A 23087-nucleotide genomic window follows, 5' to 3' on the forward strand; every position below is an offset into this window, starting at 1 on the left:
GGTTATGCGAACGCTTTTTTTAAATCATCGAATAACTGACCGGCTTCGCCACTAATTAAAGCGAAGTCGGCATCGATCTTCTCTTCTGGTGTCGGATCAACTAAATCGTCTTTCGCGTCTAACAACACGTCGGTCGGCTTGACGCGTTTCAGCGCCATATCGGACTCAATAATGAACTCGAGATTTTCCTGCCACACCAAACCTAACCGAGTCACTTGCTTACCGGCAGTTAAATGAGCTTGAATGTCGTCACGAGTCAGGTCTTCTTGTTTGCAACGAATGATGCCACCGTCGGCCTGGGGTGAACGCAGCTCCGCTTCGTCGCCCAGTTCAAAAGGTGCAGGAATCTCTTGTTTTTGTAACCAGTCGGTCAAGTACACTTCAACGGCTTCAGACGGGCTCAAAGGTCTGACGGGTAAAGAGCCCACCGAGCCACGCAATAAACCGAGGAAGTCTTCTGCTTTATTCGCCGCCGACTCGTCAACCGCTATAAATTGACGGTCTAAATCGATGTAGCCCCAGCTTAAGCGAAAACGACTAAATGCTTGTGGTAATAACTGATGAATTAAGTCTTCTTTTAAGTTTTGTTTTTCTTTGCGCGGCACAGAGCGGCCTTCGGCTTCACTAATCTGACGGACTTTTTCATCGAGTTGTGCGTTGACGACCGTGCTGGGCAATACTTTCTCTTCACGCTTGGCACATAGAAGCCAACAGTTACCGACGCTGTGGGTTAACGTATCGTTGTCCGGGCCAAAAGGGGAGAACCAGCCAAAACTGCTTTGTTCAGTTCGCGAACATGGGTGAAATGTATGTTCAGATAGCTGCTCTGCAAAATCATCGGGTAATGAAAAAGTCTCACTGAAATGGTAAAAGCGAAGGTTTTTAAACCACATAAATTAGGGTTCCTGTCCGGCATTAGAAACCCTGAATTGTATCGACTAACAACGTTGCTGTCAGTTTAAAACCTGTACAGGAAACGAAAAGGTGTAAGTTAGGCCGTGACCCGGTTCGCTGGTCGCGTCAATATCGCCTTTCAGGGTTTGAGTGACCAAATTACGCACAATATGGGTACCCAAGCCACTGCCACCATCGTTAAGCTTAGTCGTAAAGAAGGGATCAAACAGCTTGCTGAGGTTCTCTTCAGACAGACCATTACCATTATCTTCGTAAACAACATGAAGCTCGCTGTCGCGCAGTTCGATATTGATGGTCATGGTACCTTGTTCAATGCCGTCAAAGGCGTGGCGTAACGAATTTAAAATTAAGTTAGTGAATATCTGCGACAACGCGCCGGCAGGGCACCGAATAAATAAGTCATCGGCACAGTTGAGCTCAATTTTATGCAACGTTTTCTTCAAATGGGGCTGCAATGACTGAATCAACTCTTCTATGTAGCGCTTCACATTAATATCACGAATGGCGTCAGACGCCTGGTCGACTGCCACTTGCTTAAAGCTGCTGATAAGATCGGACGCTCTGTGCAAGTTGTTATCGAGTAGGCTTAAGCTTTCTCTGCCTTCCTCGATAAATTTTTGCAGTTGTGGCTGAGTCAGTTCTTTATTGGTTAACGCGGTATCCAGTGAATCTAACTTCTCGCGCAGATAAGAGGCTGCAGTCACACTGATCCCTATGGGTGTGTTCACATCGTGAGTAATGCCCGCGACAAGGCCCCCCAGTGACGCCATTTTCTCGGATTCAATCAGTTGCTGCTGAGTCTCGCGTAGGTGGTTGAGTGACGACTCGAGTCGCTGGTTAGATTGGCGCAAGGTATTTTCCATGGTGCGACGCTGACTAATTTCTCTTTCGAGTTTTTCCTGTCGCATTTCCAGCTCGTTTTTACGCTGTTCAAGGTCGAGCATCACCTGGCTCAAACGAGAGGTTTTACGAGCCACTTCCTGCTCTAGAATCGCGTTCTGTTCATCCAGCTGCCGATTCGCTGCTTTCAGTTTATTTTGAGTACGGTCTAAATCGGCCTGGTACTCTTCAATATTATCGAGAAGTTGGTTGTAAGCCTGCTCAATCAGTACCAGTTCGTTATTATGCTGGTCTTTTAAGCGGATCCGCGAACGTTCCAGGTTGTCCAGCCTGAAGCTTTTTATTTGCTGTGTTAAGTCATTGAGAGGGCGGCTTAGCATACGGCTGAAGGCGACCGTAAACAGAATAATTAAGAAGGTACTTTTTATGAGTGCGTTACCAATAATAAAGCCCAGGCTGACTTTAATCCGGTCAATAGCGATGTCGCGCGTTGAAAACAGGCTAACGTCACCGACTTTTGTAGAATGCCCGGAAAACTCGAAAATAAGTGAACTGTGGTAGCCAAAAACACCATTGCGTTCAGGGAGTAAAACACCTTCACTTGTTTCTTCCGGTAAGTCAGACATTTCCGATGTTTCGCCCAGTTGCACCAAAATATTACCGGCGTCATCACGAATTAAAACACCGGCAATTGCCGGAATGCCAATGAGGCCGTCAGCAATGCTGTCAATTTGGTCACTATTAAACTCCCACAGCGAACGCGTTAATGAGCCATTAAACGTGCGCTGTTGGTTTTGCAGCTCGGCAATGAGTATGCGTTTGGTATCAAAGTATTCCGCACCAATTTGTACTGCGGTAACAATAAATGTCAGCACAAAATAAACGGACAGAACCCGTGTCAGCAGCGATGATGAAATACTTTTGATGGCCATATATGAGGTGTGCGTAAGATTTTTGTAAATATAAGCTTAAACTAAATCATTGCTGTTAATAACGCAATAAAGCAAAGCGTTCTCGCCCAGAGCAATTGACACAAAACTGACACACTTTGGTCATCAAGCTGTCACTAAAACTCACTAAAGTTGCCACAAATTAATTCACAAGGGTCATAACTTATGAAGTTCATTACCTCGGCTGGCGCTTTGGTTTTAAGTTCTGCGCTTTTAGCGCAAGCGCACTCAGCTCCATTACAAGAGCAAGACAAGCTTGAACCGGTTGTTGAACAAGCCTCTTCAATTAACCAGTCTGCACGTCAGTCTCAGCTGACCATCGACCAAATCTCAGACAACATGCAAGAGCGTTTGCAGCAGTATAAACGCATCATGAAGGAAATTGATGGTTTAAAAGTGTATACCGCACAGCTTGAGCAGCAAATTAATAATCAGCAACAGGAAAAGCAGGACATCAATGACTCAATAGACAAGGTCAGTTATGTCGAGCGTCAAATTACTCCGCTGATGTTACGCATGATCGACTCGCTCGAGTCCTTTGTTGAGCTGGACGTTCCCTTCCTTGAAACCGAGCGTAACGAGCGTTTAGCGCAATTAAACGACTTGATGGAGCGCGCCAACGTCGACGTTTCTGAAAAGTTCCGCCGTGTTATGGAAGCTTACCAAATAGAAGCAGACTACGGCCGCAACATTGAAGCCTACACTGCAGAGCATGAGATTAACGGCCAACAGCAAGACGTGACGTTTCTGCGCATTGGTCGGGTAGCGCTTATTTACAAAACCCGCGACGGTCAGCACCTGGGGATCTGGAACCAACAGGAGCGCAAGTGGCAAGAGCTCGATAGTAAGCACTTACCTGCCGTTGAAGAAGCTATTCGCATAGCCCGAAAACAGTTAGCACCGGACATGCTGATGATGCCTGTCTTCGCTAACAAAGCCGCTACCAACACCGCTGCTGGTCAATAAGGAGTCACACACATGAAGCTAACACAACGCATTGTCCAGTGGTTCTCAGTGATTGCGCTGGCAGCGAACTCAAGCGCTGCACTAGCCGCGCCGTTGCCGCAAGACCCGATTAACTTAGATCAATTACTACAGCAATTAGAGCAAGGCAAGTTCTCGCAATCAGAGAGCAATAAGCAACGTGAACAGCGTTTCCGCGAAAAAGAGCAAGAGCAAAAAGCCATGCTCGAAGACGCAATTGCTCAAAGAAACCAGCTGGAGCAACGCGCCGAGCAGCTGGAAACGAACTTTGAACAGAACGAAGTCGACTTAGGCAACTTAAGCGACACGCTGACCCAGCGCATGGGCTCACTCAAAGAGCTGTTTGGTGTGCTGCAGCAGGTGGCGAATGACGCATCAGGCAAGTTCGACAACTCGGTTATTTCAGCTCAGTATCCGGGCCGCTCCGAAGCGCTTAAGCAGCTGGCAGAAAATATGAGCTCGTCATCGAAACTGGCGTCCATTGAAGACATTGAAAGCGTCTGGTTTGCCCTGCAAAAGGAAATGACCGAGTCGGGCAAAGTAGCCGAGTTCACGACTGAGGTGACAGCAGCCAACGGCGACAAAGCGGAGCAAGAAGTGGTTCGCGTAGGTGCCTTTAACCTAGTTTCAAATGGTAAGTACTTAGAACGCATGAGTTCAACCGGCTCTGTGGCTGAGTTAGTGCGTCAACCGTCCGGTCGCTATTTGGATACGGCTGAAAATATCCAGCAAACCGACAGTGGCATTGTCACCTTCGGTCTTGATCCAACAGGCGGCTCAATTCTTGGCTTATTAGTTCAGGCACCAAGCTTAGGTGAGCGCATCGATCAGGGTGGCACCGTGGGTTACATCATTCTGGCGTTGGGTGCTATTGGCTTGCTGTTCGCATTAGAGCGCTTTGTATCACTGATGCTACTGGGCAACAAAGTGAAACGTCAGCTTAAGAAAGACAAGCCAAGTCAGGACAACCCGCTGGGTCGAGTCATGCTGATTAAGGACAAGTACCCGCAAGCCGACACTGAAACGCTGGAGTTGAAGCTCAGTGAAGGTATCTTGCGCGAAGTGCCTAAAATTACGCGCAACCTGACGTTCATCAAAATCATTTCCGTGGTCGCACCACTGATGGGTCTGTTGGGTACCGTCACCGGTATGATCAATACCTTCCAGGCGATAACGCTGTTCGGCACAGGTGACCCGAAACTGATGGCAGGTGGTATCTCACAAGCCCTGGTCACAACGGTACTCGGCTTGGTGGTCGCAATACCCATGACCTTACTGTTCGCCACTTTGCACACTCGCAGTAAAAACCTGATTCACATATTGCAGGAGCAGGCGTCCGGCATTATTGCGGAGCGCTCAGAGCGAGGAGAGTAACCGTGTTATTTCTCATCGAGTTTAATAATGCGATTCGAGACTTTATCGAGGCCGGCGGGCAAGTCCTGCTGGTCATCGGAATCCTCATTTTTAGTATGTGGTTAATGATTCTCGAGCGCATTTTTTACTACCTGAAAGGGCATCGCGCGCGGGTTAAAGACACCCTTAAGCGCTGGCAGCAACGTGAAGACAAGTCGTCTTGGAACGCAGAGCAAATTCGTCAGGCAATGATTTCACGCGTCAGTTTGGCATTGGGCGGTAATTTACCGGTTATCAAAGCGTTGGTTGCCTTGTGTCCTTTATTAGGCCTTATGGGCACCGTGACCGGCATGATTGAAGTGTTCGACGTTATGGCGGTAACAGGAACCGGAAGCGCCCGCTCAATGGCATCAGGCGTGTCTAAGGCCACCATCCCGACAATGGCCGGCATGGTTGGCGCGCTGTCCGGCGTCTTCGCCGCTACCTGGTTACAGCGCACCACCCGTCGTGAGCGCATGAAGCTGGAAGACAAAATACTTTTAGAGCGTCACTAAAGTGAGGCTGAGGAAACAACGATGAAACAGCATTTTGCCAACTTAATTGAAGAAGAAGAGAGCAACATCGACATGACGCCCATGCTGGATGTGGTGTTCATTATGCTTATTTTCTTCATTGTTACCGCCTCTTTTGTGAAAGAAGCGGGTATTGATGTAAACCGCCCTGATGCCGCCACCGCGGTTCAGAAAAACAGGGCAAACATCTTAGTTGCGATAAGTGATAACAACGAAATTTGGATAAACAAGCGTCAGGTGGATGTGCGTGCGGTGCAGGCGAATATCGAACGCTTATACGCAGAGAATCCGCAAGGTTCTGTGGTCATTCAGGCCGACGAAGAGTCGAATACACGCGTACTTATTAAAGTAATGGATGCAGCGCGAGCCGCCGGTGTGTATGACGTATCTGTTGCAACTGACGAAGAGTAATCCGCAATGAGACTTTTGGCAGCATTATTGGTCGCCGCGTTTGTCACTATTGGGCTGTTTTACTTGATGCAGTCGCTAATCAGCGGTGGCGAAGGGGCAATGAGCGAACCGCCGCGAGGCAGTGTGCTGGACTTTGTGCGCACGCCAGAGCCTGAAGAAGTGCAGGAGAAAGAGCGCAAGCCTGAGCGCCCGCCGGAGCCAGAGCAACCGCCGGAGGACTTGCCGCAACCGCAAATGGATAACGACATTGCTGATGCCGATAGCGGCTCAGGTTACGACTTCTCTGCCAGTATGGACGCGGGTGCAGACATTGGTAATGGCATGTCATTGCAAGCCAGTGACGGCGAGTATCTGCCGATTGTGAAAGTACAGGCGGCTTACCCACGACGCGCTTTACAGCGTGGCATTGAAGGTTATGTGGTTGTGGAGTTCACTGTGACCAAGCACGGTTCAGTGCGCGATCCTGTCGTTATTGAGGCTGAGCCGGAAGGCATTTTTGATCAGGCCGCCATGGATGCGGTACTGAAGTTTAAATACAAACCAAGGGTCATTGACGGGGAAGCGGTAGAAGTGGGCGGAGTCAGAAACCGCATGACCTTCGAAATGAACTGATTGGGTGACTTATGAATATGAAATTTGTGATTATTGCCGCCTTAAGTGGTTGGATAGCATTAACTCAGCCAGTGCTTGCGCAACAAACTGAACGTGTGCCAGCCCTGCGCGAAAAAGTCTATGGTCAGCTGGCACGGGCGCAGGAACAAGCCGACAATGGTAATGTTCAGGAAGGCCTCAGCATACTGTCAGACATTGAAGGAAAAGCCGACAGTATGAACAGTTACGAACGCGCCATGCTTTGGAATTTTTATGGCTTTATGTATTACGAGCAGGATCAAATAAGCCAGGCTATTCACTATTTTGAAAAAGTGGTGAATGAGTCGCCAATTCCCGAGTCGCTTAAAAAAAGCACCTTATTCAGCCTGGCGCAGCTGGCGTTGAGCGAAGGTCAGTATCAACGTTCTGTCGAATTTCTGGGGCGTTGGGAGACGTTGGCCGAGCCAGACGAATTGGGCAAAGCCTGGGTATTAAAAGCGCAGGCCTTTTACCAGTCGGGAGACTTTACTAAAGCGCTGCCGCTTATTGATAAAGCCATTGCGAATGCCGACGCCAACAATAAAACCCCCGACGAAAACTGGTTAATTCTCAAGCGCGCACTGCACTACGAACTAGAGCAGCCGAAGCACGTTGCCAAAGTCATGGAACGTTTGGTCACAGATTACAGTAAGCCGGAATACTGGCTGCAATTGGCGGGCGTTTATGCGCAGTTAGAGCAAGACAAAAAGCAGCTAGCGGTTTTGGAAGCGGCAAATCAACAGGGCTTTATTGAAAAAGCCAGCGACTGGCGTCAGCTAGCGCAAGCGTATTACTTCAACGAACTGCCATTCAAAGCGGCAGAAACGTTAAATAGTACCATACAAAAAGGTGTGGTCGACGCTACTGTCGATAACCTGAAGTTTATGGCGCAGGCTTACGCTCAAGCAAAAGAATACGAGCTAGCGATTCAGGCGTATGAAAAAGCATCAGAGCAAGTTGACCACGGTAACTTCGCGGCTCAAATTGCACAGTTGCACTTAAACCTGAACAATAATGACCAAGCCATCGAGTACGTTACCCGTAGTCGTAATAAAGGGCAGGTGTCTAACCCGGGGCATTTGCACTTAGTGGAAGGTATGGCGGCGCTAAACCTAAAAGACTACAAATTGGCGCTGGAAGCCTTTGAACAGGCAAGTGAGTATGAAAAAACAGCGTCGACTGCAAAGCAGTGGTTAAAGTACGCAAAGGCACAACACCGACAAAAGGAGCAGTTGGCTTCGTTAATTGACTTATAGCTGTCATAAAGCTGTAACAAAAAAGACATAGAATTGACTCATGGCAGAAAAATAACTGCAATAATTCTTATCGTGTCTATAATGCGGTTAAGAATTGGGCAGTTGGGTTATAAGTTAATGAGGGTTCTATGAAAAAGTCTTTAATTGCGTTGTTAATTGCTGGTGCGACTTTCCCGGCGTTTGCGAACGATGACGGTACGTTAACCGTTTACGGTCGAGCTAATGTATCTTTGCAAAGCAATGATACCGGCAACGGCTCTGACACCGACGTTGTTAGCAACTCGTCGCGCTTTGGTTTTAAAGGCGCGGCTGAACTGAAAAATGATTTAGAAGTTTTTTACCAGCTTGAGTTTGGCGTTGACTTAGCGGACTCCAGTGATGATAAAGATGCGGTAACCAACCGTAACCAAATCGTCGGTTTACGCGGCAACTTTGGTGAAGTCATGATCGGCCGTTACGATACCTTCCTGAAAGACTCTCAGGGATCTATCGACGCGTTTAAAGACTACGAAGCGGACTTAAAAAGCTTATTCGTTGGTGAGGAGCGTCCGGACAACACCGTGACCTATTACTCGCCAACCTATAATAACTTCACCTTCGGTGTGACCTATATTGCCTCTGGCGGCGACGCACAGGAAGACGGCGTGTCTATGGGCTTACTGTACGGTGACGACAAACTGAAGAAAACGCCGTTTTACGCTGCTATTGCGGTTGATCGCGACGTTGACGGTTACGACACGGAGCAGTTAAGTGTCCACACAAAATTAGGCGACTTCAAACTCGGTGCTGCACTGCAGCAGTTTGAAAGCACCGACGGTCTGGAAGACGGTGATGGCTACTTACTGAGCGCAACCTACCCAATGGATAACTGGGTGTTTAAAGGCCAATATCAGTCCGTTGACGAAAGTGGTGAAAGCGATGCGTCGTTCTCGTTCGGCGCGGACTATCATTTCACCGGCAATACGCGTGTTTACGCATGGTACACCGGTCGTGAGTGTGACATTGCCACCTATGAAAGCCGTGGCTGTGGTGCAACACCTGGCGCAGAACAAGACTTCTTCGCTGTAGGCATTCGCCACGACTTCTCCTGGTAAGCGTCTAAAGCAGACTAATGTAGCCTGATCGCCTTGGTCAGGCTACACTATAGCCGTCACTCTCAACCTCTGTACTTAATATGACCAACCTGGCGGTACTCGGCTTTTACCTACTTATTGGTTTTATTCTAAAACGTTCCGGAAAGTGTCCCGACAACACGGCAGAAGTTCTTAACTTATACGTTATTTATGCCGCGTTACCCGGCGTTATTTTTAGCAAAGTGCCCGGCCTTGAATTTTCCGCTGACTTACTTATTCCCGTTATTATTCCCTGGGTATTGCTGGCGTTTAGTGCTGTGTTTATTTTCCTTATTGGCAGAGCACTGAACTGGCGCAAAGAAATTGTCGGCGCCTTGTTGGTTTGTGTGCCATTGGGCAACACGTCTTTCTTCGGCTTCCCCATGATAGAAGCCTTCTACGGCAGCGACGCCATTGCCTACGGCCTGCTCTATGACCAGTTTGGTTCGTTCTTCGGGTTGGCCATTTACTCAACCGTTATTATTGCGCTTTATAAAGACCAAGACGAAAGGCCGACCGTGGCAGGCGTTTTTAAAAAAATTATTACTTTCCCGCCGTTTATCGCTTTGGTGCTGGCGCTGTTAACTAAAAGCCTGAGTTACCCCGATGTTTTTCAGCGCCTAATTGAGTCATTAGCCGTTACGCTAGTGCCGGTCATTATGATAGCTGTGGGTTTTCAACTGAAGTTCCGTTTACCCAAAGGCAGTAAAACACCGTTGGCCATTGGCCTGTTAACCAAGCTGGTACTCATGCCGGCAGTGGCTATGTTACTGCTGTTCAGTTTTGGTTTTGACAACACACTGATTCAAGTCACTGTTTTTGAAGCCGCTATGCCGCCAATGATAACCGCAGGAGCTGTCGCTATTATGGCCGGGTTAGCACCGCGATTGTCAGCCGCTATGGTCGGTTATGGCATACTGCTGGCCTTTATTACATTGCCCCTAACCTATGAATTCATGCAGTTTCTGGCGTAAAACAAGAGAAATCTTACAGCAATGTGTCGCTGGTCATAAAAATGTCATATTCTTTAGTAATAATTGGCTCAACTGATCCAATAAGGGACTAAATACATGTCGCGCAGAATTCTAATTGTAGAAGATGAAGCCCCCATTCGTGAGATGTTGAGCTTTGTTATGGAGCAACACGGCTATCAAGCAGTCGAAGCTCATGATTTTGACGCCGCCGTCGGTAAAATTGCCGAGCCATACCCCGACATGGTATTGCTTGACTGGATGCTCCCCGGCGGTTCCGGTATTCAACTGGCAAAAAAAATTAAAGGCGATGACTTCACCCGCAACATTCCTATTATTATGTTGACTGCTCGCGGGGAAGAAGAAGACAAAATAAAAGGGTTAGAAGTGGGGGCTGACGACTATATTACTAAGCCGTTTTCCCCGAAAGAACTGATGGCTCGCATGCGTGCCGTGTTTAGACGTGTGGCGCCAACGGTATTAGACGAACCGTTAGAAGTTGATGGTTTGAAGCTTGATCCTGTGTCCCACCGAATTTCCGTTGCTGATAACAGCGTTGATATGGGGCCGACCGAATTCAAGCTCCTGCACTTTTTTATGACTCACCCTGAGCGGGTATATAGTCGTGAGCAATTACTGGACCACGTTTGGGGCACCAATGTTTACGTTGAAGACAGAACGGTGGATGTCCACATTCGTCGCTTACGTAAAGCTCTGGCTGATCACGGTTATGACCGTTTAATCCAGACTGTTCGTGGAGTTGGTTATCGTTTCTCAAGTCGCTAACAGCGGGTCTGCTTGATATGGACAGAGACTATTCAAACTGGCAGTCGCTGCGTAACCTCGCTCTCTTTCTGCTGCCGTTTATTTTTATTGGATGGCTGTTCGATATTTTTTGGCCGCTGCTGACATTTGCCTTGCTGGGTCTGGTGTGCTGGCACTATTTTTATCAGCAAAAGCTTATTAAATGGCTGTGGCAAAGCCGTACACTCATGCCGCCATCAGCTCCGGGCAGTTGGTCCTATATTTACGACGGTATTTATCGTTCCCAACGCCGCAGTCAAAAGCGCCGCAAGTCGCTGGCACGCCTGTTAAGACGTTTTCGTGAAGCGGCGGAGGCTCTGCCGGATGCGGCTATTGTGTTTCGTGCCGATGGTGCTTTGCTGTGGAGCAACAAACTCGCCCAATTTTATTTTGGGTTACGCTGGCCGGACGATGCGGGGCAACGACTCTCTAATCTTATTCGTCACCCGGAATTTTCGGTGTATCTCAGCAAAGGTCAGTTTGATGACGCACTGACGATACCGTCGCCGGTGCGGGACAGCCTCGATATTGAAATTCGCATTATGCCGTACAGCGACGATCAGTTCCTGCTGGTTGCGCGCGACGTCACCCAAGTTAAACGGCTGGACTCTATGCGCCGAGAGTTCGTTGCCAACGTGTCGCATGAATTAAAAACGCCGCTTACCGTGTTGCAGGGCTATTTGGAAATGCTGGAAGATCCTGAGCAAACACCACCCGCTATGCTCAAAAAGGCGGTCGAGAACATGAATGCGCAAAGTGATCGCATGGCCAACCTAGTTGACCAACTTCTGGTTCTGTCTCGCATGGAAACGCCAAGTGATGATGTGTTTGACCACGAAGTCAACGTACCCGCTTTGCTGGAACAACTACAAACGGAAGCCCATCGCCTCAATGAGCAAAAGCAGCATAACCTCATATTCAAGGTTGACCCTATTCGTATCTATGGCAAAGAGTCATTGCTGCGCAGTGCCATGCAGAACCTGATCACGAACGCCATTCGTTACACGCCGGAGGGCGGCGAAATAGAGGTGTGCTGGAAAGAAACGTCAGGTGGTGTCGAGTTCAGTGTCACCGATAATGGCAAAGGCATACCCGCGCAGCACCTACCGCGATTGACTGAACGTTTTTATCGTATTGATGAAGACCGTAATAGTGCCAGTGGTGGAACTGGGCTGGGGTTATCTATTGTGAAACAAGCCATCGAACATCATAACGCTCAACTGGATATTAGCAGTACACCGGGCAAAGGCAGTCGTTTTGCATTTCAACTGCCGCAAGGATTAATTAAGTCATAAATTTTTCACATTGTCATAAAGCTGTCACAAATCGTTCTTAAACTACTCATCATCGAAGAACGATTTCTTGAATTCAGACAAAACCCACAGAGGTGAAAAACATGTTTCAATCTACTTTGAACAAGACATTAACTGGTTTAGTCGCGGCGGGCACGTTAATGTTCAGCTCGCTGGCAGCAGCAACCGAGGACCTACCAGAGTACGAAAAAGTCAGCGGTTTATCAGGCAACCTATCGTCAGTAGGCTCTGACACCCTGGCCAACATGATGACGTTCTGGGGCGAAGAATTTAAGCGCATGTACCCAAGCGTTAACATTCAAATTCAGGCGGCAGGCTCTTCAACTGCGCCGCCGGCATTAACCGAGGGGACGTCAAGCTTTGGCCCAATGAGCCGCGCTATGAAGTCAAAAGAAATTGAAGCGTTTGAGAAGCGTCACGGCTACAAGCCAACCCCAGTGCGAGTTGCTATCGATGCGTTAGCGGTTTTCGTACATAAAGACAACCCAATTGAAGGTTTATCCATTGCGGAAGTCGACGCAATATTCTCGTCAACTCGTAAATGCGGTGCGAACCAGCAAGTCAACCGTTGGGGTGATCTGGACTTAGGCGGTGACTGGGCTAACCGCGACTTACAGCTTTACGGCCGTAACTCGGTATCCGGTACTTATGGTTATTTTAAAGAAGTGGCACTGTGTGACGGTGACTTCCGTGCAAACGTCAACGAACAACCGGGCTCAGCGTCAGTTGTTCAGTCAGTGTCTACGTCACTGAACGCGATTGGTTACTCAGGTATTGGTTATGTCACCTCGGGTGTGAAAGCGGTACCGATTGCTAAGGGCGACGGCGACGACTTTATTGAAGCGTCACGTGAAGCCGCATTGGCAGGCAAATATCCGCTGGCACGTTTCCTCTACGTATACGTGAACAAGCACCCGAACAAACCATTAGGTAAAGCAGAAGCTGAGTTCATGAAAATGATTCTGTCAAAACAAGGCCAGGACATTGTGAACAAAGACGGCTATATCGGCTTGCCGAAGCAAGTGGTCGAAGCAGAGCTGAAAAAACTCGGCCTTAGCCACTAAAAAATTACGTCATAATAAAGCCGGTAGTTCTTTGAAACTGCCGGCTTTTTTCTATTTTGACAGTTTAGTGAAGAAAATATGACGGTACTGTAACAGTACTGTCATAAAACTTTACTACACTATCACTCAGTTAAATTTGAAGTCATTTTAGAGTCCGAGGTCACAATGGCAACACAATCTGCCCAACAGCTGTCGGCCAATCGCATGCGATTGTTCAAAGACCGTTTCGCACGTTATGGCGTAACGGCTGGCGGCGTTATGGTATTGGTCGCACTGCTTTTGATCTTCTTTTACCTGCTTTATGTGGTGCAGCCGATATTCGAGTCGGTGAGCTTGAAAAAAGTGAACAGTTTTAACTTGCCTGAGGCGGGGCAAGTTGAAGCGGTTGGTATGGAAGAGCAGGCAGAAATTGGTTATCGCTTTTTACAAAGCGGTGAGCTGCAGTTTTTCTCGCTTATCGACAAAAACGATCGTCGTTCAGGTGACATATTACTGAGTGAAACCTTTGTGGGCTCAGAAAACATCACCAGCTTTGCTAAGACTCTGCCAGTGAATAAGCAATACGCTTATGGGTTAGCGTCGGGTGAGGCGCTGGTTGTCGAGCCTAAGTTCTCCGTTACTTTTCCAGAAACGGCGGCAACTTCCGTAACCGATAAAGTGGAACGGCTTATTACGCCACGGTTTGAAGTGAAAAACGACGGCGAGCCATTAGTTATTGATGAACAAGGCCGGGCACTTGAGAAGCTGGCTTATGAGACCGATGGCGACGGTATGATATTTGCTGCCGCCGTTGAAAAAAGCACTTTGTTGATCACGCACTTTGTTGCCGAAGAAAACTTTATGACAGGCGCCGTCACATTGACGCCAAACTACACCGAAATTCCTTTAAATACCGCTATTGATGACCTGGTTGTGACGCCAGACTTACGACAGGTTATTGCTCGCCGTGGCAACCGTGTGCATGTATTTGATATCTCGATTAGCGGTAACGTTACTGAGCGTGAATTGTTGCCTATGCGTACGCGCGAGCTGGGTAATGCTACCGGCATGTACCTATTGGCTGGCGCGTCATCGGTATTGTTAACCCACGACTCGGGCAAAGTCTCACAATGGTTTGAAGTGCCGGGTGACGACGGACGCCAGTATCAATTTATTCGCAGCTTTGACGCCGGTTCACCGGTAACTAACGTTGAAGTCGAATATTATCGCCGTACGTTCTACACGTTATCTGAAAACGGTGACATGAACATTTTCCATACAACGGCAGAAGCTGACCTATACCGAGGCAAACCAGCCGATGCGGAAGTTCAAGCTGTCATGGTCGATCCGCGAGCCAATTACCTATTAATGAAAACGGCAGACGGTTATGGCCTTTATGATGTCGATAACGAACACCCGGAAGTCAGCTGGAGCGGTTTGTGGCAGGAAGTCTGGTACGAAGGTTACCCTGAACCAGACTACACTTGGCAGTCAACGTCAGGTTCTGACGACTTTGAGTCTAAGTTCAGTTTGGTACCTATTTCGTTCGGTACGATAAAGGCCGCCGCTTACGCGATGCTATTTGCGGTGCCGATTGGCTTAGCCGCAGCGGTTTACACGGCGTATTTTATGTCGCCATCGGTGCGTAAGTACGTTAAACCGACCGTGGAAATTATGGAGGCATTGCCAACGGTCATTCTTGGTTTCCTTGCAGGTTTATGGTTGGCCCCTTTAGTGGAAGCCTACCTCCCGGGGTTTGTCGCCGTGCTACTACTGGTGCCACTGGCCGTTATCTTAATGGCGGCTCTTTGGAGCCAGTTGCCGACTCAGATTAAGAGCAAGGTGAATGACGGCCGTGCTGCGGTACTGCTTATTCCTGTTGTTTTGGCGGTAGGCTGGTTCTCCTTTGAAATAAGCCCTTGGGTTGAGCACGTGGTGTTTGACGGTGATGCTCGTCGCTTTATCACCAATGAACTGGGCGTTACCTTCGACCAACGTAACTCGCTGGTGGTGGGTATTGCGATGGGCTTTGCGGTTATCCCAACCATTTTCTCCATCGCTGAAGATGCCGTATTCAGCGTGCCCAAGCACTTGTCCAACGGTTCATTAGCTCTTGGTGCTACGCCTTGGCAAACCCTGACCAAAGTCGTGTTGCTGACCGCCAGCCCGGGCATTTTCTCCGCAGTGATGATGGGGCTTGGTCGTGCTGTGGGTGAAACCATGATAGTGCTCATGGCCACGGGTAACACGCCTATTATGGACTGGAACATTTTCGAAGGTATGCGCACCTTATCTGCCAACATTGCGGTTGAAATGCCAGAGTCGGAAGTGGGCAGCTCGCATTACCGTATTTTGTTCCTGGCAGCCTTTGTGTTGTTCATATTCACCTTCTTCTTTAACACCATTGCTGAATTTGTTCGCCAACGCTTGCGCGACAAATACAGCTCAATGTAATCCGCGGAATTGAGGTTTAACGATGAAAAAGTGGTTTAGAACCGGAAAACCCTGGATTTGGCTAACGGCTGGCTCGGTCAGCGTCAGTCTAATTGCCGTCATTGGGCTGGTTATCATGATTGGCTGGCGCGGTTTGTCATTCTTCTGGCCATCCGCCATTCATGAAATGGACATTATGCAGGCCGATGGCAGCACCAAGCACATTATTGGTGAGGTGTACGACTCGGAAGTGGTTCCGACCACTCGCTTGCCTCAGTCAATGATTGAGCTAGCCGACATAGAGTCAGAAACCGTCACGCGTTACCTCATGAAAATTGGTAACCGCGAATACGTGCCGCTCGACTTTACCTGGGTACTTGAGTCACTGGTTACTGAAGACACCACGCCAAAAGACATGGCGGTCATTGAGCGCAGTAAAGACGGTAACTTCTACGGTCGCATTACTGCCGTGACTGAAAATGGTGACATCGTTGCGTCGCAAAGTGACGACAACTTTCGTGAAGTCATGTTCGATCGGGTTGAACGAGCGGTCGAGCTGAATGAACAAGCCATGAGTTTACAGGAAGGCGAAATATCGTCTATTAACTACCAGTTGAATGAGCTCTCGCTGGAACGCCGTCGCCTGGAGTTACAGGGCGAATTAACCGATCAGGCTATCGCCGAACTGCAGGCACAGCGCGAACAATTAAATGCCGATTATCAGGTTTACGAAAAAGAGCTGTTCGACTTACGTGAGCAGGCACAGCGCGACGCGTTAGTGGTTAAAGACTTTCGTGGCGAAGACGTCAAAGTGCCAATGTACCGGGTGTTGGACGTTAACTTCCCGAACGACATGGGCTTTTTCGCCAAGCTGGGGCACTTTTTCCAGCAAATTGGCAAGTTTGTGAGTGAAGATCCACGTGAAGCTAACACCGAAGGCGGTGTATTCCCGGCTATTTTCGGTACCGTCTTTATGGTGCTGCTAATGTCTATTATTGTCACGCCGTTTGGTGTTGTGGCAGCGGTTTACCTGCACGAATATGCAGGAAAGAACCCAGTCACCAAGCTCATTCGCATAGCGGTTATTAACCTGGCGGGCGTACCGTCGATTGTTTACGGGGTGTTTGGTCTTGGTTTCTTCGTATACATGGTCGGTGGCAGTCTGGACCAAATCTTTTACCCGGAAGCGCTGCCGAACCCAACCTTTGGGACGCCGGGTGTGCTGTGGTCGGCGGTTACCTTGGCAATTTTGACACTGCCGGTGGTTATTGTGTCAACCGAAGAAGGTTTGTCACGTATTCCGCCGTCGTTGCGAGAGGGCAGCTTGTCTCTGGGCGCCACTAAGTGGGAAACCATTTGGCGTATTGTTTTGCCGATGGCGTCACCGGCCATTATGACGGGGCTTATTTTGGCTGTTGCACGAGCCGCGGGTGAAGTCGCGCCGCTCATGCTGGTGGGTGTGGTGAAGTCGGCGCCGATGCTGCCGGTTGATGGCAACTTCCCGTACTTACATTTAGACCGTAAGTTTATGCACTTAGGCTTTCATATTTACGACGTTGGCTTCCAAAGCCCGAACGTTGAAGCGGCACGGCCGCTGGTGTACGCCACCTCATTTTTATTGATTACCGTCATTGTGGGTCTGAACCTGACGGCCATTGGTGTGCGTAACCATTTACGTGAAAAATACCGCTCACTTGAGCACTAAAGTTTACAAAAAAGATTTTGATGAATTAGCGAAAGGGTCAGAATTTATGATTTCGGTAAACCCGAGTACAAGCAACATGGAAAAGCTGGACTTACACAACTTGCCAGCTGAGCAAACCGCGTTGGATATTAAGAACCTGGACTTATACTACGGTGAAGATCAGGCGTTGCATGATATTTCCATGCGCATTCCAAAAAATCGCGTCACGGCGTTCATCGGACCGTCAGGTTGTGGTAAATCGACGCTGCTGCGCTGCATTAATCGCATGAACGATCTAGTGGAAATTTGCCGTATTGACGGCGAAATAGAGCTGCACGGTCAGAACATATACGACAAGAACGTTGATGTTGCTGCGTTAAGACGCCGCGTTGGTATGGTGTTTCAGCGTCCTAACCCGTTTCCTAAGTCCATTTACGAAAATGTGGTCTATGGTCTGCGCTTGCAAGGCGTAAAAGACAAACGCGTATTAGACGAAGCGGTAGAAACGTCGCTACGTGGTGCGGCTCTGTGGGACGAAGTAAAAGACCGTCTCAACGCCAGTGCGTTTAGTCTGTCAGGTGGTCAGCAACAACGTTTGGTTATCGCGCGCTCTATTGCTATAGAACCTGAAATTTTACTGCTCGACGAGCCAACCTCAGCGCTTGACCCGATTTCTACGTTAACCATTGAAGAGCTCATTACCGAGCTGAAAGAAAAATTCACAGTGGTAATTGTTACCCATAACATGCAGCAGGCGGCGCGTGTGTCAGACCAGACCGCATTTTTGTACATGGGTAAAATGATAGAATACGCAGACACTGACACGTTATTTACAACACCGTCGGAAAAGCAAACCGAAGACTACATTACCGGTCGTTACGGCTAAGGAGAGTGTTATGGATAAAATGAACATGAGTAAGCACATTTCCGGTAAGTTCAATGAAGAGCTTGAGGCTGTGCGTAACCGGGTATTGAGCATGGGCGGAATGGTCGAGCAGCAAATAAGCGATGCGCTGGAGGCGATTCAAAAAGGCAACGTTGAACTGGCCGAAAAAGTCCTGAGCAGTGACCACAAAATCAATAAGCTGGAAGTGCAGATTGATGAAGAGTGTGTGCACATTATTGCGAAACGTCAGCCGGCAGCCAGTGACCTGCGTTTGGTCATTGCTATTATCAAAACCATTGCCGACTTAGAGCGCATTGGTGACGAAGCGGAGCGTATTGCCAAAGTGGCAAAAGAGAGCTTCAACAAAGACCAACAGCAGTTGTTGGTGAGTCTGGAGAACTTAGGTCAGCACATTCTCAGCATGCTGCGCAAAGTGCTCGACGCCTTTGCTCGTATGGACCTGGAAGCGGCTTACGACGTGCACCAGCAGGACGAGCAGGCCGACCGCCAGTACGAAGCACTGACGCGTCAGCTAATGACTTACATGATGGAAGACTCACGCTCGATACCTAAGATTATGGATGTACTGTGGTCTGCGCGTTCATTAGAGCGTATGGGCGACCGCTGCCAGAACATTGCCGAGTACATTATTTTCTTTGTGAAAGGCAAAGACGTGCGCCATGTCTCACCGGAGAGCATGGAACGCACAGTTTTGGGGAAAAAAGCAGACTAAAACAGACGCCGGGCGCGAATGGTGCCCGGAATGTCTTTCAGTTGCTGCAGGATATCGGCGCCATTGTCGCTGTCGATATCCATCACAACGTAACCGACCGTCTCGTCGGTTTGTAAATATTGACCCGCCACGTTTATTTGGTTGTCACTAATAATACGGTTAATAGCGTTCAGCATACCAGGCTGGTTTTTGTGAATATGCAGCAACCGTTGTGTGGTCGCGTGTGTAGGTAAACTGACTTCCGGGAAGTTCACCGCCGACAACGTCGAACCATTGTCAGAGTAACGCACCAGTTTACCCGCCACTTCCACACCAATGTTTTCCTGGGCCTCCAGTGTCGAGCCGCCAATGTGTGGCGTCAGCAGGCAGTTCTTCAAACCGCGCAGCGGCGACACAAATTCATCGTTATTGCCTTTCGGCTCAACCGGGAACACATCAATGGCGGCACCGGCAATATGGCGCGAAGAAAGGGCGTCAGCCAACGCGTCAATATCCACGACCGTGCCACGCGACGCGTTAATCAATAAACTGCCGGGCTTCATTCGCTCAATTTGACGGCGGCCTATCATCCACTGCGTTTGTTCCGTTTCCGGTACATGCAATGTGACAATGTCAGACTGTGCCAGTAAGTCATCCAACGTTGGTACCGACTGAGCGTTCCCCATTGGCAGCTTGTCTTCCACATCGTAGTAGCGAATGTGCATACCCAATTGCTCAGCAAGCACACTTAACTGGCTGCCAATATGGCCATAACCAATAATGCCCAGTATTTTACCGCGCGCTTCAAAAGACTGTTTCGCCGATTTCAGCCAGCCACCTTCGTGAGCCACTGCGTTCTTTTCAGGAATACCGCGTAGCAGCATAATAATTTCAGCCAGCACTAACTCCGCCACACTGCGAGTATTGGAAAACGGCGCGTTAAATACAATAACACCGTGTTTTTTCGCTGCCTCAAGGTCGACCTGGTTGGTACCAATGCAAAAGCAGCCGACCGCGATGAGTTTCTCTGCTGCCGCAAAGACCCGCTCATTTAACTGGCTGCGCGAGCGTATACCGACAATGTGCGCGTCTTTAATTTTTTCACACAGCTCGTCTTCGTTAAGTGATGTCTGCAGAATCTCTAAATTGTTATAACCATGGTGGCGGAACAGCTGTATGGCACTGTCGTGCACACCTTCTAACAATAAAACTTTTATCTTGTCTTTCGACAATGACTTTTGCATTAGCCTGCTACCTTAAGAGTTTCAACGCCGTCTTCGCGCGCAATCAGCGCCACGTCGGCGCCACGCTGGGCGAATAAGCCGTTAGTGACTACGCCGACAATATTGTTCAGGTCAGACTCAAGCTCCATGGGTTTCATAATGTCCAGGTTGTGGACATCCAGAATCCAGTTGCCGTTATCGGTGGTAAAGCCCTGCCGCCAGACTGGATCACCGCCTAACTTGACGATTTCCCGTGCCACATAAGAACGCGCCATGGGAATCACCTCAACCGGTAACGGGAAACGACCCAACAAGCCCACACGTTTACTGTCGTCGGCGACACAAACGAATTTGTCCGCCACCGCTGCAATAATCTTCTCGCGGGTTAATGCCCCACCGCCGCCTTTTATCATTTGGCCGTGCTCGTTAATTTCGTCGGCACCGTCAACGTAAATAGGAATATCGGCAACTGAGTTTAAGTCAAACACCTCAATACCATGGGCTTTTAAGCGTTTGGTTGATTCCTCAGAGCTTGATACCGCACCTTCAATATCGTCTTTCCGCTTGGCCAGCTCATCAATAAAGAAATTGACAGTGGAACCGGTACCAACACCGACAACAGTGCCGTTTTCAATGTATTGCATAGCTGCTTCTGCAGCGGCTTTTTTGAGTGAATCTGCATTGCCTGACATGGTAAAACTCCCCGTTTGACTTTTAGCGTCAGTATAAGGTTTTTGTTGGTTTTTATCGAACGCTTTACACCGAAAACCGTTAAAATTGCCAGTGTTTCGTTGGCGTAATAACTTCCGGCAAAGGAATATCCCAGGCTTCAACAGGCAACTCATCGACCCGCTGCTCGTCATAACTTAGCCCAATTGGGAATAAATGGGGTGTATGTCCGTTATGCCACTGCGCTAATGTTCGGTCGTAGTAACCGCCGCCCATGCCCAGTCGGTTGCCTTTTTTGTCGAAACCGACCAGCGGCAGCAGCAAAATATCAATCTTGCTAAGGGGCACGACGTTATCGACACGCAATTCGGGCTCTTCTATACCATATTTATTGGTGGTCATCGGGGTATCGGGGGCGTAACGTAAGAACAGTAAATGACCTTTCGCGAATGGGTGCAACACTGGCAGCACTGTTTGGAAACCGTTTTCCCAAAGCCGCTCAATAACTGGCTGTGTGGGCAGCTCGCCGGCAAAGCTGTGATACACAGCAACAGTGGTTTGGGTAGGCTCTAACCCCCGCAGCCGCTGTTCAACAGCGTCAGCAACCGCCATACCGGCCTGTTCGGCATAATCCTGGGGTAAGCTGCGGCGAATGTGCTGTAACTTGCTTCGGAGTTCTTGTCGGGTCATGCTAAAGTCTGTGTCAGTCAGCCGAACGAATGTGTCGAGGATAACCGATGAAAACAATAAAAACGATAGCTTTCACCTGCGCAGCCTTGTTGCTTGCTGCTTCCTCTCAGGTGTTTTCTGCCCCGTTAATGCAGGCACCGCCCAAAGCACCTGAACGAGAGCAAGGTGAGGGCCCCTATGACCGCTTAATTTTGCGTGGCGGAACCCTCATTACCGGCGAAGGCGCACCACCACAAGGCCCGGTCGACATCGTTATTGAAGATGATCGCATTACTCAAATTGTCAGTGTGGGTAACCCGGGTGTGCCGATTATCGACTCGCGCCGCCCTAAAGCAGGTCGCGGCGACAAAGAAATGGACGTATCCGGGCATTATATTTTGCCCGGATTTATCGACATGCACGCTCATATCGGTGGTTCAGCGAAAGGTATTCCGGCCGAGTATGTACTGAAGCTGTGGCTGGGACACGGCATTACTACCATTCGCGAGCCCGGCAGTTTTAACGGTCTGGACTGGGTGCAGTGGCATCAGGAGCAAGCGCAGGACAACGACATTGCTTCGCCGCGCATTGTGCCTTATGTCGGTTTTGGACAAGGCTGGGAAGAGCCTATTTACGGTGCTGAGCAAGCGCGAGAATGGGTACGCTACATAAAAGATCGGGGTGCTGCAGGCATTAAGTTCTTTGGCGCGTCACGCAAAGTCATGGAAGCCGCGCTTGACGAAGCCAACAAACAAGGTCTCGGTACCATGATGCACCACGCTCAGCTCAACGTTATGTCCATGAATGCGCTGGACTCGGCGCGGCTGGGGCTGACCTCAATGGAGCACTGGTATGGCTTGCCGGAAGCGCTGTTCGAAGATCAGCGCATTCAGGACTATCCGGCGCATTACAATTACAACAACGAGCAACACCGTTTCGAAGAAGCCGGGCGTTTATGGAAACAAGCGGCGGAACCAGGCTCTGACAAATGGAACGCGGTGCGTGATGAACTGATAGAGCTCGACTTTACCATTAACCCAACGCTCACAATTTACGAAGCCTCGCGCGATCTTATGCGTGAACGCCAAGCCATTTGGCACGATGAATACACACTGCCAAGACTGTGGGACTTCTTCGAGCCCAGCCGTTACGCACATGGCTCATACTGGTTCGACTGGACCACCGATAATGAGATTGCCTGGAAAAACAACTACGACAAGTGGATGGCTTTTCTGAAGGATTATCACGCCAACGGCGGCCGTATTACGTTGGGCTCTGACGCAGGCTATATCTATAAAATTTATGGCTTTGGTTACATTCGCGAAATGGAACTGCTCCGTGAGGCTGGTCTAAACGCACTGGAAGTCATCCATGCGGCAACGGTTGCAGGGGCGCAAGCCTTAGGCATGGAAGACGACATTGGCAGTATTGCGCTGGGCAAAAAAGCCGACATGGTTATTGTGAAGGAAAACCCGCTGGCGAACTTTAAAGTGCTGTATGGCACCGGTCATTTCAAATTAAACGACCAGAACAAGCCGATGCGCACAGAAGGCGTTAAATACACCATTAAAGACGGTATTGTTTACGACGCGCAGGCGTTGTTGGACGACGTGAAGCGCCTTGTCGCAAAAGAAAAAGCAGAACGCGCGGAATAATG

The 23087-nt window shown here is 49.1% G+C and carries 21 protein-coding genes; 16 read left to right on the forward strand and 5 right to left on the reverse strand.

Annotated elements, in window-relative coordinates:
- Positions 1-2: 2 nt before the first annotated feature.
- Both rdgC and CEW91_RS02550 read right to left on the reverse strand, forming a co-directional pair.
- Positions 3-893, reverse strand: a complete 891-nt coding sequence (rdgC, locus tag CEW91_RS02545) for a recombination-associated protein RdgC (RefSeq protein ID WP_088767532.1) — start codon at positions 891-893, stop codon at positions 3-5.
- Between the two features lie 60 nt (positions 894-953).
- On the reverse strand, positions 954-2687 hold the full coding sequence (locus tag CEW91_RS02550) for a sensor histidine kinase (RefSeq protein ID WP_088767533.1): 1734 nt from the start codon (positions 2685-2687) through the stop codon (positions 954-956).
- A 183-nt stretch (positions 2688-2870) separates the two neighbouring features.
- On the opposite strand from CEW91_RS02550, the gene CEW91_RS02555 reads away from it, so the two are divergent.
- The 15 genes from CEW91_RS02555 to phoU all read left to right on the forward strand — a co-directional run bounded on the left by CEW91_RS02555 (position 2871) and on the right by phoU (position 18890).
- Complete coding sequence (locus CEW91_RS02555) at positions 2871-3671, forward strand: DUF3450 domain-containing protein (RefSeq protein ID WP_088767534.1); 801 nt, start codon at positions 2871-2873, stop codon at positions 3669-3671.
- Between the two features lie 12 nt (positions 3672-3683).
- Complete coding sequence (locus CEW91_RS02560) at positions 3684-5063, forward strand: MotA/TolQ/ExbB proton channel family protein (RefSeq protein WP_088767535.1); 1380 nt, start codon at positions 3684-3686, stop codon at positions 5061-5063.
- 2 nt (positions 5064-5065) lie between these two features.
- Positions 5066-5596, forward strand: a complete 531-nt coding sequence (locus tag CEW91_RS02565) for a MotA/TolQ/ExbB proton channel family protein (RefSeq protein ID WP_088767536.1) — start codon at positions 5066-5068, stop codon at positions 5594-5596.
- Positions 5597-5617: 21 nt separating this feature from the next.
- Positions 5618-6025 (forward strand): ExbD/TolR family protein, encoded by a 408-nt coding sequence (locus CEW91_RS02570; protein WP_053953732.1) that lies wholly within the window; start codon positions 5618-5620, stop codon positions 6023-6025.
- A gap of 6 nt (positions 6026-6031) precedes the next feature.
- Complete coding sequence (locus CEW91_RS02575; protein WP_088767537.1) at positions 6032-6637, forward strand: energy transducer TonB; 606 nt, start codon at positions 6032-6034, stop codon at positions 6635-6637.
- Between the two features lie 11 nt (positions 6638-6648).
- Positions 6649-7911 (forward strand): tetratricopeptide repeat protein, encoded by a 1263-nt coding sequence (locus CEW91_RS02580; protein WP_088767538.1) that lies wholly within the window; start codon positions 6649-6651, stop codon positions 7909-7911.
- Positions 7912-8039: 128 nt separating this feature from the next.
- The gene (locus tag CEW91_RS02585; protein ID WP_088767539.1) at positions 8040-9005 is read left to right on the forward strand and encodes a porin; all 966 of its coding nucleotides are present in this window, start codon (positions 8040-8042) and stop codon (positions 9003-9005) included.
- 80 nt (positions 9006-9085) lie between these two features.
- Entirely contained in the window at positions 9086-9997 is a 912-nt protein-coding gene (locus CEW91_RS02590) for an AEC family transporter (protein WP_088767540.1), read from the forward strand.
- Positions 9998-10093: 96 nt separating this feature from the next.
- Positions 10094-10780: a phosphate regulon transcriptional regulator PhoB gene (gene phoB, locus CEW91_RS02595; RefSeq protein ID WP_088767541.1), complete on the forward strand. Its 687-nt coding sequence runs from the start codon at positions 10094-10096 to the stop codon at positions 10778-10780.
- 17 nt (positions 10781-10797) lie between these two features.
- On the forward strand, positions 10798-12093 hold the full coding sequence (gene phoR / locus CEW91_RS02600; protein WP_088767542.1) for a phosphate regulon sensor histidine kinase PhoR: 1296 nt from the start codon (positions 10798-10800) through the stop codon (positions 12091-12093).
- Between the two features lie 101 nt (positions 12094-12194).
- Entirely contained in the window at positions 12195-13175 is a 981-nt protein-coding gene (locus CEW91_RS02605; RefSeq protein WP_088767543.1) for a PstS family phosphate ABC transporter substrate-binding protein, read from the forward strand.
- A 165-nt stretch (positions 13176-13340) separates the two neighbouring features.
- A complete protein-coding gene (locus tag CEW91_RS02610; RefSeq protein WP_088767544.1) occupies positions 13341-15608 on the forward strand; it encodes an ABC transporter permease subunit in 2268 nt (755 codons plus the stop codon).
- Positions 15609-15630: 22 nt separating this feature from the next.
- A complete protein-coding gene (gene pstA / locus CEW91_RS02615; protein WP_088767545.1) occupies positions 15631-17292 on the forward strand; it encodes a phosphate ABC transporter permease PstA in 1662 nt (553 codons plus the stop codon).
- 46 nt (positions 17293-17338) lie between these two features.
- A complete protein-coding gene (gene pstB, locus CEW91_RS02620) occupies positions 17339-18157 on the forward strand; it encodes a phosphate ABC transporter ATP-binding protein PstB (protein ID WP_088769337.1) in 819 nt (272 codons plus the stop codon).
- A gap of 10 nt (positions 18158-18167) precedes the next feature.
- Positions 18168-18890, forward strand: a complete 723-nt coding sequence (gene phoU / locus CEW91_RS02625; RefSeq protein WP_088767546.1) for a phosphate signaling complex protein PhoU — start codon at positions 18168-18170, stop codon at positions 18888-18890.
- On the opposite strand, the gene serA is transcribed toward phoU, so the two are convergent.
- The 3 genes from serA to CEW91_RS02640 all read right to left on the reverse strand — a co-directional run bounded on the left by serA (position 18887) and on the right by CEW91_RS02640 (position 21451).
- Positions 18887-20113, reverse strand: a complete 1227-nt coding sequence (gene serA, locus CEW91_RS02630) for a phosphoglycerate dehydrogenase (protein ID WP_088767547.1) — start codon at positions 20111-20113, stop codon at positions 18887-18889. The genes phoU and serA overlap by 4 nt on opposite strands.
- Positions 20113-20784, reverse strand: a complete 672-nt coding sequence (gene rpiA, locus CEW91_RS02635; RefSeq protein ID WP_088767548.1) for a ribose-5-phosphate isomerase RpiA — start codon at positions 20782-20784, stop codon at positions 20113-20115. Before rpiA ends, serA begins: the two co-directional genes overlap by 1 nt.
- Positions 20785-20863: 79 nt before the next feature.
- Entirely contained in the window at positions 20864-21451 is a 588-nt protein-coding gene (locus CEW91_RS02640) for a 5-formyltetrahydrofolate cyclo-ligase (protein WP_088767549.1), read from the reverse strand.
- A gap of 47 nt (positions 21452-21498) precedes the next feature.
- On the opposite strand from CEW91_RS02640, the gene CEW91_RS02645 reads away from it, so the two are divergent.
- Positions 21499-23085 (forward strand): amidohydrolase family protein, encoded by a 1587-nt coding sequence (locus CEW91_RS02645; RefSeq protein WP_088767550.1) that lies wholly within the window; start codon positions 21499-21501, stop codon positions 23083-23085.
- Positions 23086-23087: the final 2 nt, after the last annotated feature.

Origin of the sequence: Idiomarina piscisalsi, from assembly GCF_002211765.1 — a bacterium.
In the GTDB taxonomy this organism is placed as follows: Bacteria; Pseudomonadota; Gammaproteobacteria; order Enterobacterales; family Alteromonadaceae; genus Idiomarina; species Idiomarina piscisalsi_A.